Source organism: Methylobacterium sp. WL64, assembly GCF_008039945.1.
Classification (GTDB): domain Bacteria; phylum Pseudomonadota; class Alphaproteobacteria; order Rhizobiales; family Beijerinckiaceae; genus Methylobacterium.
Genome location: NZ_VRVA01000001.1, coordinates 160,225 through 175,481, shown reverse-complemented (window position 1 = coordinate 175,481; position 15,257 = coordinate 160,225). Strand labels below are relative to the sequence as shown.

Annotated in this window: 9 protein-coding genes and 2 tRNA genes; 8 read left to right on the top strand and 3 right to left on the bottom strand. The window is 67.7% G+C overall.

Annotation, left to right across the window (positions count from 1 at the left end):
• Positions 1–5: 5 nt before the first annotated feature.
• Positions 6–1,322 carry an O-antigen ligase gene (locus FV242_RS00820; RefSeq protein WP_147937588.1) on the bottom strand — a complete coding sequence of 439 codons (1,317 nt, stop codon included), beginning with the start codon at positions 1,320–1,322 and terminating at the stop codon, positions 6–8.
• Between the two features lie 373 nt (positions 1,323–1,695).
• On the opposite strand from FV242_RS00820, the gene FV242_RS00815 reads away from it, so the two are divergent.
• The 5 genes from FV242_RS00815 (at position 1,696) to FV242_RS34265 (ending at position 8,311) form a co-directional block, all read left to right on the top strand.
• The gene (locus FV242_RS00815) at positions 1,696–2,781 is read left to right on the top strand and encodes an efflux RND transporter periplasmic adaptor subunit (RefSeq protein ID WP_147937587.1); all 1,086 of its coding nucleotides are present in this window, start codon (positions 1,696–1,698) and stop codon (positions 2,779–2,781) included.
• Positions 2,778–5,885, top strand: a complete 3,108-nt coding sequence (locus tag FV242_RS00810) for an efflux RND transporter permease subunit (RefSeq protein ID WP_147937586.1) — start codon at positions 2,778–2,780, stop codon at positions 5,883–5,885. The genes FV242_RS00815 and FV242_RS00810 overlap by 4 nt, the downstream gene beginning before the upstream one ends.
• Before the next feature lie 211 nt (positions 5,886–6,096).
• Complete coding sequence (locus tag FV242_RS00805; RefSeq protein ID WP_147937585.1) at positions 6,097–6,639, top strand: TetR/AcrR family transcriptional regulator; 543 nt, start codon at positions 6,097–6,099, stop codon at positions 6,637–6,639.
• Positions 6,640–6,778: 139 nt separating this feature from the next.
• Positions 6,779–8,047, top strand: coding sequence for a beta-ketoacyl-ACP synthase II (fabF, locus tag FV242_RS00800; RefSeq protein ID WP_147937584.1), 1,269 nt, complete (start codon positions 6,779–6,781; stop codon positions 8,045–8,047).
• 126 nt (positions 8,048–8,173) lie between these two features.
• Positions 8,174–8,311 (top strand): hypothetical protein, encoded by a 138-nt coding sequence (locus FV242_RS34265; RefSeq protein WP_187278299.1) that lies wholly within the window; start codon positions 8,174–8,176, stop codon positions 8,309–8,311.
• A gap of 19 nt (positions 8,312–8,330) precedes the next feature.
• Here the strand turns inward: FV242_RS34265 and FV242_RS00795 are convergent.
• Positions 8,331–8,404, bottom strand: a tRNA-Gln gene (locus tag FV242_RS00795).
• A gap of 167 nt (positions 8,405–8,571) precedes the next feature.
• Between FV242_RS00795 and FV242_RS00790 the strand changes: the two genes are divergently transcribed.
• From FV242_RS00790 to FV242_RS00780, 3 genes are all read left to right on the top strand, one after another.
• Positions 8,572–8,658, top strand: a tRNA-Ser gene (locus tag FV242_RS00790).
• Between the two features lie 219 nt (positions 8,659–8,877).
• On the top strand, positions 8,878–10,965 hold the full coding sequence (locus FV242_RS00785; RefSeq protein WP_246692551.1) for a tetratricopeptide repeat protein: 2,088 nt from the start codon (positions 8,878–8,880) through the stop codon (positions 10,963–10,965).
• 668 nt (positions 10,966–11,633) lie between these two features.
• Positions 11,634–12,827, top strand: coding sequence for a flagellin (locus FV242_RS00780; RefSeq protein ID WP_147906816.1), 1,194 nt, complete (start codon positions 11,634–11,636; stop codon positions 12,825–12,827).
• Positions 12,828–12,918: 91 nt separating this feature from the next.
• Here FV242_RS00780 and FV242_RS00775 read toward each other — a convergent pair whose 3' ends face one another.
• Positions 12,919–15,234 carry a Tex family protein gene (locus FV242_RS00775; RefSeq protein WP_147937582.1) on the bottom strand — a complete coding sequence of 772 codons (2,316 nt, stop codon included), beginning with the start codon at positions 15,232–15,234 and terminating at the stop codon, positions 12,919–12,921.
• Positions 15,235–15,257 lie beyond the last annotated feature (23 nt).

Sequence of the window (15,257 nt, the reverse complement as noted above, 5' to 3'; positions counted from 1 at the left end):
GTCGATCAGGCCGTCGGCCGTTGCCGCAGGACCGGAAGGATCGCCGCCAGCAGGAACTGATGCATCCCGTGATTCATGAACAACGGGCACTCGAAGCAAATGAAGACCACGAGCTGCGCGAGGAACAGGATCGGCCAGGCTTCGACATAGCCCGGAGACCGGGTGAAGTGCGCGATGACGCGACGTGCCGTATCGAGCAAGACGCCCGTGAAAATGATCAGGCCGACGACGCCGAATGCCACCGCAACGTCGATGAAGTTGTTGTGGAAGAACCAGAGCTTCTGCTTCGTGGTGAAGTGGAGGTAGGGCGCCGTGGTGATCGGGCTTTCCCAGTAGGCTTTGTAGCCGATCCCGACGAGGGGCTCCCGCCAGAACTGATCGATGCCGAACTGCCAGAGGATGGTGCGGCCGGTCAGGGTCGTGTCCTTGCCGAGGTCCGAGAGCAGGCTGGCGGAGAGGTCCGCTCCGTAGGTCGCGGCGACCAGGATGCCGATTCCCGCGAGCGCGATGGCAAGCCCGAGGCAGAAGCCCGTCACCAGGTTACCCTGTCGCCACGCCATGACCACGCAGAGTGGGGAGAGCCCCACTGCGCCGGCCACCAGGGCGGTGGCGGAATGGGACGAGACCAGCAGCATCACGGCGCCCAGGAAGGCCGCCCCGGTCAGGAGCCGGTGCCAGCCCTGGAGGAACAGGCAGGCGGCACAGAGGAGCTGGAGGCTCATCAGGCTCCCGAGCACGTTCTTGTGCGAGTAGACCCCGGACCATTCCCCGCTGAGGCCGCGGGTCATGCCGGGGGCGGCAACGCCCAGCGCCAGCGACAGGATCTGCCCGCCCAGCAGCCCGAGGAAGACGATCCTGACGACGCCGGATAGCCCCATCGTGGCGCGCAACGCGATCCCCGCCACGACCGTGGCGAGCAGCTGGAGGCCGTGATAGGCCGAGATGTCCGGGGTCAGCGACCATGCCGCCGACATCACGGCGAGCGCCGGCCAAAGCAGGATGACGGGCCGGCTGCCGAACAGCGTGCTGGCGAGATCGCGCCGTAAGACCAGGAAGGCGAGAGCCGCCAGGTCGGCGCCCAGCCAGACCGCCTTATCCAGACCCGGGAGCTTGACCTGCTCGCCGCTGATCGGCGCGAGCAGGATCAGCAGGACCCAGAGTATCGCAGCGGGCTCGAGCCGCGGCAGACCGTGGGCGCCGAGCCGGCGGCGCGACGGGCGGGCGACATGCCAAGCACCACGCTCATCGAGCCCGCCGGTTGGAAGCCAGGCCGATCCGGTCTCGTCCGGTCCGAAACCCGCCATGTCTCGACGAAACGCCATCGCCCTCAGCCTTCGACGTCCCGAGCGCTCCGCGCCGACGCATGGCCGAGGCTCCCGACGGCTTCGCTTGGAGGCGAACCGTCAGCCCGTCCAATACCGCCAAACGAGGTAGGCCGGTCCAACCCGCCCGACGCTGCGGGCCGAAGACAGGAAGGCGCCCCGGATTTGGGACGGACGGATGCACGCCGCTGTGGTCGGCGTGGACCGACTCCACCCTGCTCGCCAGCGTCGGTGCGATCGGCGGGTGGGACCGACCAGTGAATCAAACCGAGCCCCGGCCAGGATCCCGGTTCCGCCATTGACGAAAGCACGCCCGCACAATAGATGATGACCATAATTTTTGCGAAGGATCGGATCGATGTGGAGGCGGGCCATGGACGTGAGATGGATGCTCGCGCTTTCCGCATCGGCGCTGGTGGGCTGCTCGCCGGCCGAGACTGCCGTACCTCAGGAGCCGCCGCTGGTGCAGACCATCGAGGTCGTTCCGGGAACGAGGGGCGTCGTGCGCTATACCGGCGTCGTCCGGGCCCGCACGGAGAGCAATCTCGGGTTCCGGGTCGGCGGCAAGATCTTCGAACGCCTCGTCGATCCGGGGGATCATGTCCGGATCGGGCAGCCCCTGATGCGTCTGGACCGGACCGACTTCACCCTGGCGCTCAACGCGGCGCGCGCCTCCGTCGAGGCCGCGCGCGCCCAGATGATCAAGGCCAAGGCCGACGAGGAGCGTAGTCGCAAGCTGGTCGGCGACGGATGGACCTCGAAGCAGACCTACGACCAGAACAAGGCGGCGGCAGATGCCGCCATCGCCCAGTTCGCCAACGCCGAGGCCCAGGCGAGCCAGGTTTCCAACCAGGCCGGCTATTCCGAACTCCAGGCGGATGCCGATGGCGTCGTGATGGAGGTCCCGACCGAACCCGGTCAGGTGGTCGCCGCCGGCCAGACCGTCGTCAAGCTGGCGCGCGATGGTGCCCGCGAGGCGGAGGTCTTCCTGCCGGAGGCGAGCCGCCACTTGGCGCGGGGCACCGCCTCGGCGACGCTCTACGCAGAGGGCCAGGCGACCTATCCGGCACGGCTGCGCGAACTGTCGGCTACCGCCGACGCGGCCACCCGGACCTACCGGGCGCGCTACATCCTGTCCGGCGGCGGCGAGGACGCGCCGCTGGGCGCGACCGTGACGCTCCGGCTCAAGCCGGCGGAAACCGGACGTTCCGCATCGGTCGAGGTGCCGCTCGGGGCCCTGTTCGACCAGGGGCAGGGCTCGGCGGTCTGGAAGTTCGATGCCGGCACGAAGACGGTCTCCGCCCAACCGGTCTCGGTCGCGCGCATGTCCGAGGAAGAGGCCGAGGTCGTGTCCGGCCTCAACCCCGGCGACCGCATCGTGTCGCTCGGCGCGCATCTCCTGAAGGCGGGAGAGAGCGTGCGCCAAGCGCCCCCGACCCTGACGGGAGTCGCCCGATGACCGGCTTCAACCTCTCCGCCCTGGCGGTCCGCGAGCGGGCCGTCACGCTCTTCCTTATCATCGCGGTGACGGCCGCCGGCTTCTTCGCCTTCCAGAAGCTCGGCCGGGCCGAGGATCCGGCCTTCACGGTCAAGACGATGTCCGTCTCGGCCGCCTGGCCCGGCGCCACCACCGACGAGATGCAGCGGCAGGTGGCCGACCCCCTGGAGAAGCGCCTGCAGGAACTCGTCTACTACGACCGCGTCGAGACCACGGTTCGGCCGGGCCTCATGCTGATGAAGGTCTACTTCAAGGACAGCATGCCGCCGGCCAAGCTCCAGTCGGAGTTCTACCAGGCCCGCAAGAAGCTGTCCGATCAGGCGTCCACCCTGCCGCGCGGCGTGATGGGCCCGCTGTTCAACGACGAGTTCTCGGACGTCTACTTCGCGCTCTATGCCCTCCAGGCCCAGGGTCTGCCGCACCGGCACCTCGTGCTGAAGGCTGAGGATCTGCGCCAGCGTCTGCTGCGGGTGCCGGGGATCGAGAAGATCAACATCCTGGGTGAGCAGACGCAGAAGATCTTCGTCGAGATCTCCTATCAGCGTCTCGCCACGCTCGGCATCACCGGCCAGCAGCTCCTGTCCGCGCTGGCCAACCAGAACGACGTGACCCCGGCAGGCTTCGTCGAGACCGCCGGGCCCCGGGTCTACCTGCGGCTCGACGGTGCCATCGACGGCTTGGACGTCCTGCGGAACCTGCCGGTGAGCGCGGGCGACCGCAGCCTAAAGCTCGGCGACATCGCCGAGGTAAAGCGCGGCTACGAGGATCCGAAGGTCTTCGCGATCCGCAATGACGGCGAGCCGGCTCTGATGCTCGGCCTCGTGATGAAGCCCGGCTTTAACGGGTTGCAGCTCGGCGAAGCGTTGAACGCCGAGGAGCTCGCGATCCATCACGCGTTGCCGACCGGCATCACGTTCACGAAGATCACCGACCAGGCCAAGGTGATCGACGACGCCATCCACGAGTTCATGGTGAAGTTCTTCACGGCGCTGTCCGTGGTGATCGTGGTCAGCCTCGTCGCCCTCGGGTTCAGGGTCGGCATCGTCGTGGCGCTCGCCGTTCCTATCACCCTCGCCGCCGTGTTCGTGGTGATGATGGTCACCGGGCGGGATTTCGACCGCATCACCCTCGGGGCGCTGATCATCTCGCTCGGCCTGCTCGTGGACGACGCCATCATCGCCATCGAGATGATGGTGGTGCGCATGGAGGAGGGGGCCGACCGCATCGAGGCGGCCACCCATGCCTGGAGCGCCACCGCCGCGCCGATGCTCACCGGCACGCTCGTCACCATCGCGGGGTTCCTACCCGTGGGCTTCGCCGCTTCCACGGCGGGCGAATACGCCGGCAACATCTTCTGGGTGGTCGGCTTCTCGCTGATCATCTCCTGGATCGTGGCCGTGACCTTCACGCCCTATCTCGGCGTCAAGCTCCTGCCCAATATCAAGACGGTGGAGGGTGGCCACGAGGCGATCTACGCGACGCGGAACTACCAGCGCCTGCGTCGGATCGTGCGGGCCTCCGTCGACCACAAGTGGATGGCGGCCGGCATCACCGTGGCGCTGTTTGCGGTGGCAGTGGTCGGCATGGGCAAGGTCGAGAAGCAGTTCTTCCCGAACTCGGAGCGCCCGGAACTCATCGTCGAGGTGACCCTGCCGACGGGCACAGCCTTCGCGACCACGGAGGCCAGCGTGAAGAAGGTCGAGGCGGCCGTGCGTCAGCTGCCCGAGGCGCGCGAGATCACCAGCTACATCGGCCAGGGCATGCCCCGCTTCGTGCTCTCCTTCGACCCGGAGCTGCCCGACCCCGCCTTCGCGCAGATCGTTGTGCAGACCGCTGACGCCGCAGCCCGTGACGCGCTTCGGCTCAAGGTCCGCAAGCTTGTGAGGGACGGCCTCTTCCCCGAGGCGCGCGTGCGCGTGCTGCAGATCGTGTTCGGGCCGCCCATCCGCTTTCCGGTCGCCTTCCGCGTGGTCGGGCCCGATCTCGACGTCATCCGCGGTATCGCGGCCGAGGTCGCCGACGCCATGGCCTCCAACCCGAACATGCGGCTGGTGCACCTGGATTGGGGTGACAAGACTCCGAGCCTGCACCTTGTCCTCGACCAGGAGCGCCTGCGCCTGATCGGCCTGACCCCCAAGGAGGCCGGCCAGCAACTGCAGAGCTACCTCAACGGGACGCCCGCGACCCAGGTCCGCGAGAACCTGCGCTCCGTCGACGTGCTCCTGCGCAGCCCCGGACCGGAGCGCCGCTCGCTCGGCGAGATCGGCGACCTCACGCTGGCCACCCATGACGGACGCCAGGTCCCACTATCCCAGGTGGCGCATCTGGAGAGCCGCAACGAGGATGCGGTGCTCAAGCGCTACAATCGCGAGACCTACATTCGGGTGCAGGGCGACGTGCTCGACGGCAAGCAGCCGCCGGACATCCACGCGCAGGTGCTGCCGCTCCTCGACCCGATCAAGGCGAAGCTGCCGCCGGGCTACCGGATCGACACCGCCGGTGCCGTGGAGGAGAGCGCCAAGGCGATGAACGCGCTGGTGGCGGTCTTCCCCCTGATGCTGATCGTGACGCTGACGGTCATCATGCTGCAGGTGCGGTCGTTCTCGACCATGTTCATGGTGTTCGCGACCGCACCGCTGGGCCTCGTTGGGGCGGTCCCCACGCTGTTGATCTTCCAGCAGCCGTTTGGATTCAACGCGATCCTGGGATTGATCGCGCTGTCGGGCATCCTGATGCGCAACACGCTGATCCTGGTGGATCAAATCCACCACGACCGCGCCTCCGGCCTGTCGGACTACGAGGCCATCGTGGAATCCACCGTGCGGCGGGCGCGGCCCGTGATCCTCACGGCGGCTGCCGCGATGCTGGCCTTCATCCCGCTGACGCACTCGGTGTTCTGGGGGGCGCTCGCCTACGTCCTGATCGGCGGCGTCGGCGTGGGCACGCTCCTCACGCTGCTGTTCCTGCCGGCGCTCTATGCCTTGTGGTTCCGGGTGGCGCGGGAACCCCGCACGGGCCGCGCCGCCGCCGGCTCCGGCGCGGTGCCGGTTCGGTCCGGGGGGTAGCCCGGACTTCCAGGATCGCGCGTTCGGCAGCGAACGTGCGGTCGGCCTGCATTGATGCCCCCCTCCGCAGGCCGGTCGACCGAAATCGTCAATCCCTGTCGCCGAGCTCGCGGCTCAGTGGCCGGACCCCATCGAAAGCCAGCCTGTCCCGCCCTTCTTTAGATGATGAAACGCATCTATATCGGTCTCAGGAACGCCGAAGGATCAGGTCATGCCCAGAGTTTCCCAAGAGCAGGCCAAGCTCAACCGCCGCCGCGTCGTCGAGGTCGCTGCGTCGCTGTTCCGGGAACGCGGCCTCCATGGCGTCGGGGTCGCCGACATCATGGCGTCGGCCGGCCTCACCCATGGCGGGTTCTACGGTCAGTTCTCCAACAAGGAGGCCCTTGCCGCGGAGGCGTTCGACAGCGCGCTCGACGAGGAATACCGCGGGAGCCTCGACACCCTCATCGCCAACTACCTGTCCCTCACGCATGTCCGGTCACCCGGTATGGGATGCCCTCTCGCGGCCCTGGCGAACGACGTGGCCCGGGAGCCGCGGGGCGGTCCTGTCCGGGCGCGGTTCACCCAGGGCGTCGAGCGCATGGCCACCATCCTCGCAGGCCTTACGCCCAGGGGAGCCAAGGAGCGCCGCAGGCAACGGTCCCTGGCGACGCTGTCGACGATCGTCGGTGCCGTCGTGTTGGCGCGAGCAGTCGACGACGAGGCTCTCGCGAGCGAACTGATCCGGGCAGCGCAGGCTGCCGTCACCGAATGACGTCGGCCAGGCCGGGACGGCCCGCATTTTTTGCGAGTGCGTCCTCATCGCCTGAACGCGCGACCGCGCCGGTCCTGGCCGGACCCGCAGGTGCCGCGCGACGTCCGCGGCGTACCCAGGACTCCGCCAGAGGATAACGATGCGCGAACGAATCGTGGTCACGGGAATGGGCGTCGTCTCCCCGCTCGGCTGCAGCGTCGAAGGGATGTGGCGCCGGCTCGTCGGATCCGAATCCGGTGTTCGGCGCTTGCCGGACGACCTCGTCCCCGACATCGACGCGAAGGTCGCCGGGCTCGTGCCGTCCCGGGACGAGGATCCGGACGGGTTCGATCCGGGCGCCCTCATCCCGGTCAAGGACCTCCGCAAGATGGACCGGTTCATCCAGTTCACGTTGACGGCCGCGGAACAGGCCCTTCGGCAGTCGGGCTGGAAACCCTCCAGCGAGTGGGAGCGCGTCCGCACCGCGACCATCGTGGCCTCCGGCATCGGAGGCTTCCAGACCATCACGGACGCTGTGGAGACCGTGCGCACCCGCGGCGCGCAGCGCCTGTCGCCGTTCACGGTGCCGGCCTTCCTGGTCAACCTGGCCGCCGGCCATGTCTCCATCCGCTACGGCTTCAAGGGACCGCTCGGGGCTCCCGTCACCGCCTGCGCGGCGAGCGTCCAAGCCATCGGGGATGCGATGCGCCTGATTCGTGCCGGCGACGCCGATGTCGTCGTCTGTGGCGGTGCCGAGGCCTGCGTCACACGCGTCGCGCTCGGCGGCTTCGCCGCGGCGCGCAGCCTCTCGACGGCGTTCAACGACACGCCAGCCGCCGCGTCGCGGCCCTTCGACCAAAGACGCGACGGCTTCGTCATGGGTGAGGGCGCCGGCATCCTCGTGCTGGAAACTCTGACGCACGCGCAGGCGCGTGGCGCCGTCCCGCTGGCCGAACTGGTCGGGTACGGCACAAGCGCCGACGCCTACCACCTCACCGCCGGTCCCGCGGATGGCAGCGGCGCCCGCCAGGCGATCACCACGGCCCTGGCCATGGCAGGGCTGGAACCCGCCGCCATCGGCTACGTCAACGCGCACGCGACCGCGACGTCGGTCGGCGATTCGGGAGAGCTGGCGGCGCTCAGGTCCGTCTTCGGCGAGGACGGTCCGGCTATTTCCTCGACGAAGTCCGCAACCGGCCACCTCCTCGGCGCCGCCGGCGGTCTGGAGGCGATCATCACGGTGCAGGCATTGCGCGAGGGCGTCTTGCCGCCCACCCTCAATCTGACCGATCCCGACGCGGGCGCGTCAGGCCTGGACCTCATCGGACCGGAGGCTCGGCGGGCCTCTGTAGACTACGCGCTGTCGAACGGTTTCGGGTTCGGGGGTGTCAACGCCAGCATCATCCTCAAGCGGATGAACTCTTTTTGAAAATCGATTCACGGATATTAGTAAACGACGAGGCCATACACGGGTGTTCGGAGCTTATTCCAATCTCGAATGAATCCAGACGAAGTCTACGGGTTGTACGGTGCTGTCGCCGGGGAGCGAGGCTCCATGAACAAGGACTTCGTGTTTCATCCGTATCGCGCGCAAATCAGCCTGCGTTGCGCTGCAGGCCTGGGCAAACCCGCACAACGTGTCAAACCGATTGCTGAGCGCATTCAGGCAACGAAAAACCCGCCAAGTCACTGACCGGGCGGGCTGAATTCGATGGCTGGGGGACCTGGATTCGAACCAGGACTAGAGGAGTCAGAGTCCACCGTTCTACCGTTAAACTATCCCCCATCGCGTCGGTCGGCCCAAGGTCGGCACGACCGAACAACGTCCGCGCCGACATGGCGGCTCGGGCGTGGGCGGTGAGATAGGCGGAATGCGGTGACAGGTCAACCGCTCGTTCTGCGGTTGACGCGGCGCCCGGGGCAGCCATAACCGGGGGGCCGCAGGCGCGGCCGGGAAGGGTGGCCGAGTGGTTTAAGGCAGCGGTCTTGAAAACCGCCGTGGGGGCAACTCTACCGTGGGTTCGAATCCCACCCCTTCCGCCGCCGCGCCTTCCTGCGAAGCGGTTTCGCCGCTCTGGACATACGGTGCGTCGGCTCGCGCGGCGGATCCGAAGTGGTCCGATGCGCATGATAACGAAGTCCAGCCTCGGATTTACGCGCCCTTAAGGATGCATTCGCAATCTCCGCGCGACGGGAGGGCGCGGAATGCTCGATCAGTATGGCGGGCGGGCACGCGGTGCTGCGTCGGGGGCGGCTGCCATGCGCAGCCTCACGAAGGCTCGGGACCATCGCGCGTCAGGGCGCTTCGATCGGGCCGAGTCGAGCTTGCGCCGTTTGCTCGATGCCGAGCCGAACAATCCCGAAGCGCATTACGAACTCGGCCAGATCGCCGCCAGCCGCACGCCCGAGAAGGCTGTGGCCCATTTCGTCACGGCGCTGCGGGGCGCCCCGGAGCGACCGGGCTACTGGCTGGCGCTCGCCACCGCGCTGCTGGCCGTCGAACGGCAGCCCGATGCGCGCGCGATCCTGGAGCGCTACAAGGCGCAAGGCTTCGGGCCCGAGGCGCAGTCGCTCATCGCGGCGTTCCTGGAGCGTACCTTCGCGGCTGCGCAGATCCGCTACGATCACGGCGAGTTCCTGCCGGCGGAGGCCCTGCTCGACCTGGTTCTGCTCCTCGACGACAGCCACGCGCACGCAACCTATCTCGCCGGCGCCATCGCGGCCCGGACGAACCGGCCCGAACTGGCCTACGACCTGATCAGCATCGCGCTTTACCGCGAGCCGGAGAACCCGCTGTTCTTCAGCGGGCTCAGCTCCGTGCTGACCAACCGCGGCGACCATGACGGCGCCATCTCGGCGCTCGAGAAGGCCCTCGAGCTCGATCCCGATCTCGCGATCGCGCATGCCAACATCGCCGGCGTCTACCAGCGGCGCTTCCGCTACGGCGAAGCCCTGCGGCATGCCGAGCGGGCGATCGTGCTGGAGCCAGGGAATGCCGGCGCGCACAGCAACCGCGGCAGTGCTCTGCTAGCCCTCGGGCGCCTGGGCGAGGCCGTGGAGGCGTTCGACCGCGCCCTCGATCTCGACCCGTCCAAGCTGTTCGTCGCCTCCAACCGCCTGTTCGCCAAGCTCTACGCGGCGGATATCCCGCACACGGAATACGCCGACGATGCGCTGGCCTATGGCCGCCGCTACGCGGATCCGTTGCTGCGCCGCCGCCCCTTCGCCAACGATCGCGACCCGGAGCGCCGGCTGCGCATCGGCTTCGTCTCTGGCGATCTCTGCAACCACGCCCTGGTCCGCTTCTTCGAGCCCTACCTGCGCGCCGTCGGCCGGGAGGCCTTCTCGATACAGGCCTACATGACCCACGCGAGCGAGGACGCGATTTCCGAGCGACTCAAGCCGCTGTTCGACGGCTGGACCAACCTCGCCTGCCTGGACGACGACGCTGCGGCCGACCGGATCGAGGCCGACGCCATCGACATCCTGGTCGATCTCTCCGGGCACAGCGCCGGCAACCGTCTGCTCGTGTTCGCGCGCAAGCCCGCGCCGGTCCAGGCGACCTGGATCGGGCATCCCGGCACCACCGGGCTGGCGGCCATTGACTACCGCATGACCGACCCGATCACGGACCCGCCCGGCCTAGCCGAGCCCCTGCACGCGGAGCGGCTCTGGCGCCTGCCGCGGGTCACGGCGACCTACAGGGGCGTCGACGACCTGCCGCCCGTCCGCGAGCGCGCGCCTTTCGAGGATGCGGGATACATCACCTTCGGCTGCTTCAACCGCCTGACCAAGGTGTGCGACGCGGCCCTGAAGACCTGGGCCGACATCCTGCTGGCGGTGCCTGACGCGCGTCTGTTCATGGTGGTGGGCGATATCGGAACCGCGGAAGTCCGCGAGGCGGTCGATACGCGCCTCGCAGCGGCGGGGATGCCCCTCGATCGGGTGGTCTTCCAGCCTCGGGTCAACACCGGTTACCACGAACTCTACCACCGGGTGGATATCGCCCTGGATCCGTACCCTTACAACGGCGGCACGACGAGCTACGACACCCTGTCGATGGGGGTGCCGTTCGTGACCCTGCGTGGCGCACACGCGGCGGCACGCACGGGCGTTTCGGTGCTCACGGCGATGGACCTTCCCGATCTGATCGCCGACACCGAGCACGCCTACGTCGCGATCGCCCGGGATCTGGCCACGGATCCGGAGCGCCTTTGCGGGATCCGGAGCGGGCTTCGCGAGCGTCTGCATGGCAGCGCGCTCATGGACCACGCCAGCTTGGCCGAGGATGTCGCGGTGGCGTTCCGGGGCATGTGGCGCAGCTGGCTTTCCGGCGCGCAGGTCTGATCGTACACTCGGGACCGGGCTTCGCCGATAGCCGGCTGACGATCCAGGTCTCCGGGCCCCGCGTGATGGCTGCGCTGCGACGTGGCGCCCTCCCGTCCTGCGCTGTTGCGATGGGCGCAATGAATTGGTTCCCCTATGCGAGGCTGAGTGCCTCCGCGCGCGGCTCCAAGTCTCGGATTCGATGCGCTGCCTGACGCCGAACCGGTATCCACCTGAGCGGCGAGCGCTCGGAGATCGAACTGTTGGAAGCGCAGGCCTTGCACTGCCGGTTGTTTGGACGAGCCGGCAATGGCTCACGACAGCACGACCGTGACCCCCAGAGCACCAGGAGCCGACGTTTGGATTTTCGATGCTCTGGGAATGGTATCCAGAACAAGGACGGAATTGGGCTGCGCCGTATCGATTTGCGAAAACAAATACTACTGTGAAAATAACTGCTAGAAAGAAGTGCGTTTCAACGTAACGATTTCGATATTTGGTTCTGTAGGCCAAAGTATTCGACCTGTTGGTCCAAAAACAGTGCGTTTGATCAGTGTCGGATCAATATTTTTAACCATGCCGCACGGAAACATTTTTTCAGAGATCGAATTAATTGCTCGGCAAGTGGTTGGACGATACATCGCAGGAGCCGCCAATAAGACGGCTTCTCGATCAAAAGGATCGTCCCGATGTCTTCCAACGTCACCCTCACCGCCGCCACCCGCCAGAACCTGCTCTCGCTGCAGGATACGGCCTCGCTGACCGCGACCACCCAGAACCGGCTCTCCACCGGCCTGAAGGTTTCCTCGGCGCTCGACAACCCGGTGAGCTTCTTTACTTCGCAGTCCCTCAGCCAGCGCTCGGGTGACCTCGGCAACCTGCTCGACGGTATCTCGAACGGGATCCAGTCGATCCAGGCCGCCAACCAGGGCATCACCTCGATCCAGAAGCTGGTCGATCAGGCCAAGTCGGTCGCCAACCAGGCGCTGTCCACCCAGATCACCACCACCGGTACCGCCTCGACTGCCTACTCGGCCCCAGCCGCCGCCACCACCTTGAACCTCTACGTCAACGGCTCCGCGACAACCGTCGCGCTGGCCTCGACCGACACCCTCGACCAGGCCCTGACCAAGCTCAACACCGCGGTCGGCGCCGGCAGCTTCTCGAAGAGCACGGACGGCACCAAGATCGTGATGAACGCGTCCTCGGACGTGGAATTCAAGACTTCGGCCGACCAGACCGCACTCGGCTTCTCGGGCGGCACGGCGTCCTCCGGCCCGACCTACGGCACCACCGCCGCAGCCGGCCAGAGCTCGGACCTCAGCGTGTCGGGTGTGACGGCCCGGGCGACGCTCGCCTCGCAGTACAACAGCCTGCTGACCCAGATCGATCAGCTGGCCGGCGATTCGAGCTTCAACGGCACGAACCTAATCAACGGCAAGGGCGACAACAACAACCTGACGATCAACTTCAACCCGAAGGGCAACTCGAACCTCACGGTCAGCGCGACCGACGAGACCTCGAGCGGTCTGGGGTTGACCTCGATCACCAGCAGCTCGGCGAAGACGTCGACGATCGGGCAGGGCAACTTCCTGCTCAATTCCGACATCAACACGACGCTGGGCAAGCTGACGACCGCCTCCAGCCAGCTGCGTACCGACGCCTCGACCTTCGGTTCGAACCTGTCGGTGGTGCAGAACCGTCAGGACTTCAGCAAGAACCTGATCAACGTGCTCGATACCGGCGCGTCGAACCTGACCTCAGCTGATCTGAACCAGGAGGCTGCGAACTCGCAGGCCCTGTCCACCCGTCAGTCGCTGGGCATCTCGGCCCTGTCGCTGGCGAACCAGGCGCAGCAGGGTATCCTGCAGCTCCTGCGGTAAGCCTCGTCTCACGCACGATCGGAACGGCCGGGGCCTCGCCCCGGCCGTTTCCGTTTATACCGCGTCCGGTTCTGTCCGGATGCGGACGCCGTCAGGTTCGCCTGCCGGGTGTCGCCCCCGCCCGGCGGAGCGCATCCGCGAGGGCGCCGCCTGTCTCCGCGGGCGGACCGGAGCCCATCCGCTTCGGGTAAGGCGACGGATTGCTGGGGCGCCGCACCGGCGGGCCGGGCTCGATCGGATCATCGAGCCGCATCGACAGGGCGATGCGCTTGCGCGGAACGTCGACGCTGAGCACCAGCACCCGGACTACCTCGCCGGTCCGGACCACCTCGGTAGGAGAGGCGATGCGACGGCGCGCCATCGCGGAGATGTGGACGAGACCGTCCTGGTGGACGCCGATATCCACGAAGGCGCCGAAGGCCGCGACGTTCGTAACGACGCCTTCGAGCTGCATGCCGGGGCGGAGGTCGCCGATGCTCTCGACGCCCTCCTCGAAGCTCGCCGTCCGGAAGGCCGGACGCGGATCGCGGCCGGGCTTCTCCAGCTCGCTGATGATGTCGCGCACGGTGGGGGTGCCGAAGCGCGCATCCGCGAAGGTTTCGGGGGAAAGCTGGCTCAGGGTCGCGGCATTGCCCAGCAGCACCCGGATGTCGCTCTTGGTCGCCTGCAAAATCCGCCGCACCACGGGGTAGGATTCCGGGTGGACGCCCGAGGCATCGAGGGGATCGTCTCCGCCCTGGATGCGCAGGAAGCCGGCAGCCAGCTCGAACGTCTTGGGTCCGAGGCCCTGGACTGCCTTGAGCGCCGTGCGCGTCCGGAACGCGCCGTTCGCGTCGCGATGCGCCACGATCCTGTCGGCCATCGACGTACCGAGGCCGGAGACCTGCGCGAGCAGGGCCGGGGAGGCGGTATTCACATCGACGCCCACCGCGTTCACCGCGTCCTCGACCACCGCCGAGAGTTGCCGCGACAGCTTCGTCTCGCTGATGTCGTGCTGGTACTGCCCGACTCCGATCGATTTCGGGTCGATCTTCACCAGTTCGGCGAGGGGATCCTGCAGTCGGCGGGCGATCGACGCGGCGCCGCGATGGGACACGTCGAGGTCGGGCAGTTCCCGTGAGGCGATCTCCGAGGCCGAGTAGACCGAGGCGCCGGCCTCCGACACCGTGACCTTGGCGAGCGTCAGGTCAGGATTGGCCGCCACGATCTCGGAGGCGAGCCGCTCGGTCTCCCGGGAAGCTGTGCCGTTGCCGATGGCGATCAACTCGACCTTGTGCGTGCGGCAGAGGCGTCCGAGGCTCGCGACCGCCTCCTTCCAGCGCCGCTGCGGCTCGTGCGGATAGGTGGTCTCCACCGCCACGATTCGCCCGGTCCGGTCCGCGACCGCGACCTTCACGCCGTTCCGGTAGCCCGGATCGAGCCCCAACGTCGCCCGGCCGCCCGCGGGGGCTGCGAGCAGCAGATCCTTCAGGTTGCCGGCGAAGACCTTCACGGCCTCGTCCTCGGCGCGCTCGAACAGTCGGGTCCGCAGATCCTGCTTGATCCCGGTGCGAATCTTGGTGCGCCAGGCGACCCGCACGACGTCCAGCAGCCAGGCATCGGCCGGCCGGTCCCGCGCGGCGATCCGGTGCCGGCTGCAGATCGCGGTCTCGAACGGGCCGGGGCGGCCGGGCTCAGATTCCTCACCGTCGGCGGTGAGGGCGACGTCCAGGATGCCCTCACGTTCTCCGCGAAAGATCGCCAGGATCCTGTGCGAAGGCATCCGCTCGAGGCGCTCGCTCCATTCGAAGTAATCCGAGAACTTCGCGCCTTCCGCGGCCTTACCCTTGCGGATCTTCGACGTTAGCTGGCCGCTCCGCCAGAAATCCGCGCGTAAGCGGCCGACCAGATCGGCATCCTCCGCGAGGTGCTCGATCAGGATCGCCCTGGCGCCCTCCAGGGCGGCTTCGGTGTCGGCGATGCCCGTCTCGGCGGACACGAACGCCGCAGCTGCGCGCTCGGGGGCGGTGTCGGGCTTGGTCAGCAGGGTCTGGGCCAGAGGCTCGAGCCCGGCCTCCCGGGCCGTCTGCGCCTTGGAGCGGCGCTTCGGCTTGAACGGCAGGTAGAGGTCTTCGAGGCGCGCCTTGGTGTCGGCAGCGTCGAGGGCGGCGGCGAGCGCCGGGGTCAGCTTCCCCTGGGCGCGCACGCTCGCCACGATGGCGGCCCGGCGGTCGTTGAGGTCGCGCAGGTAGACCAGCCGCTCGTCGAGCTTGCGCAACTGCGTGTCGTCGAGCCCCCCGGTATTTTCCTTCCGGTAGCGTGCGATGAACGGAACCGTCGCACCGCCGTCGAGGAGCGCCACGGCTGCGGCGACCTGCGCCTCCCCGACCCCGAGTTCCTGGGCGATCAGCGCGTTCACGGATGTCATGCGGGCTCCGGCGGGCGAAGGGC

What these genes read in the sequence shown, in the direction of transcription:
- FV242_RS00820 (WP_147937588.1), bottom strand. Translation starts at nt 1,322, where the DNA reads ATGGCGTTTCGTCGAGACATGGCGGGTTTCGGACCGGACGAGACCGGA.
- FV242_RS00815 (WP_147937587.1), top strand. Translation starts at nt 1,696, where the DNA reads ATGGACGTGAGATGGATGCTCGCGCTTTCCGCATCGGCGCTGGTGGGC.
- FV242_RS00810 (WP_147937586.1), top strand. Translation starts at nt 2,778, where the DNA reads ATGACCGGCTTCAACCTCTCCGCCCTGGCGGTCCGCGAGCGGGCCGTC.
- FV242_RS00805 (WP_147937585.1), top strand. Translation starts at nt 6,097, where the DNA reads ATGCCCAGAGTTTCCCAAGAGCAGGCCAAGCTCAACCGCCGCCGCGTC.
- fabF (WP_147937584.1), top strand. Translation starts at nt 6,779, where the DNA reads ATGCGCGAACGAATCGTGGTCACGGGAATGGGCGTCGTCTCCCCGCTC.
- FV242_RS34265 (WP_187278299.1), top strand. Translation starts at nt 8,174, where the DNA reads ATGAACAAGGACTTCGTGTTTCATCCGTATCGCGCGCAAATCAGCCTG.
- FV242_RS00785 (WP_246692551.1), top strand. Translation starts at nt 8,878, where the DNA reads ATGCGCAGCCTCACGAAGGCTCGGGACCATCGCGCGTCAGGGCGCTTC.
- FV242_RS00780 (WP_147906816.1), top strand. Translation starts at nt 11,634, where the DNA reads ATGTCTTCCAACGTCACCCTCACCGCCGCCACCCGCCAGAACCTGCTC.
- FV242_RS00775 (WP_147937582.1), bottom strand. Translation starts at nt 15,234, where the DNA reads ATGACATCCGTGAACGCGCTGATCGCCCAGGAACTCGGGGTCGGGGAG.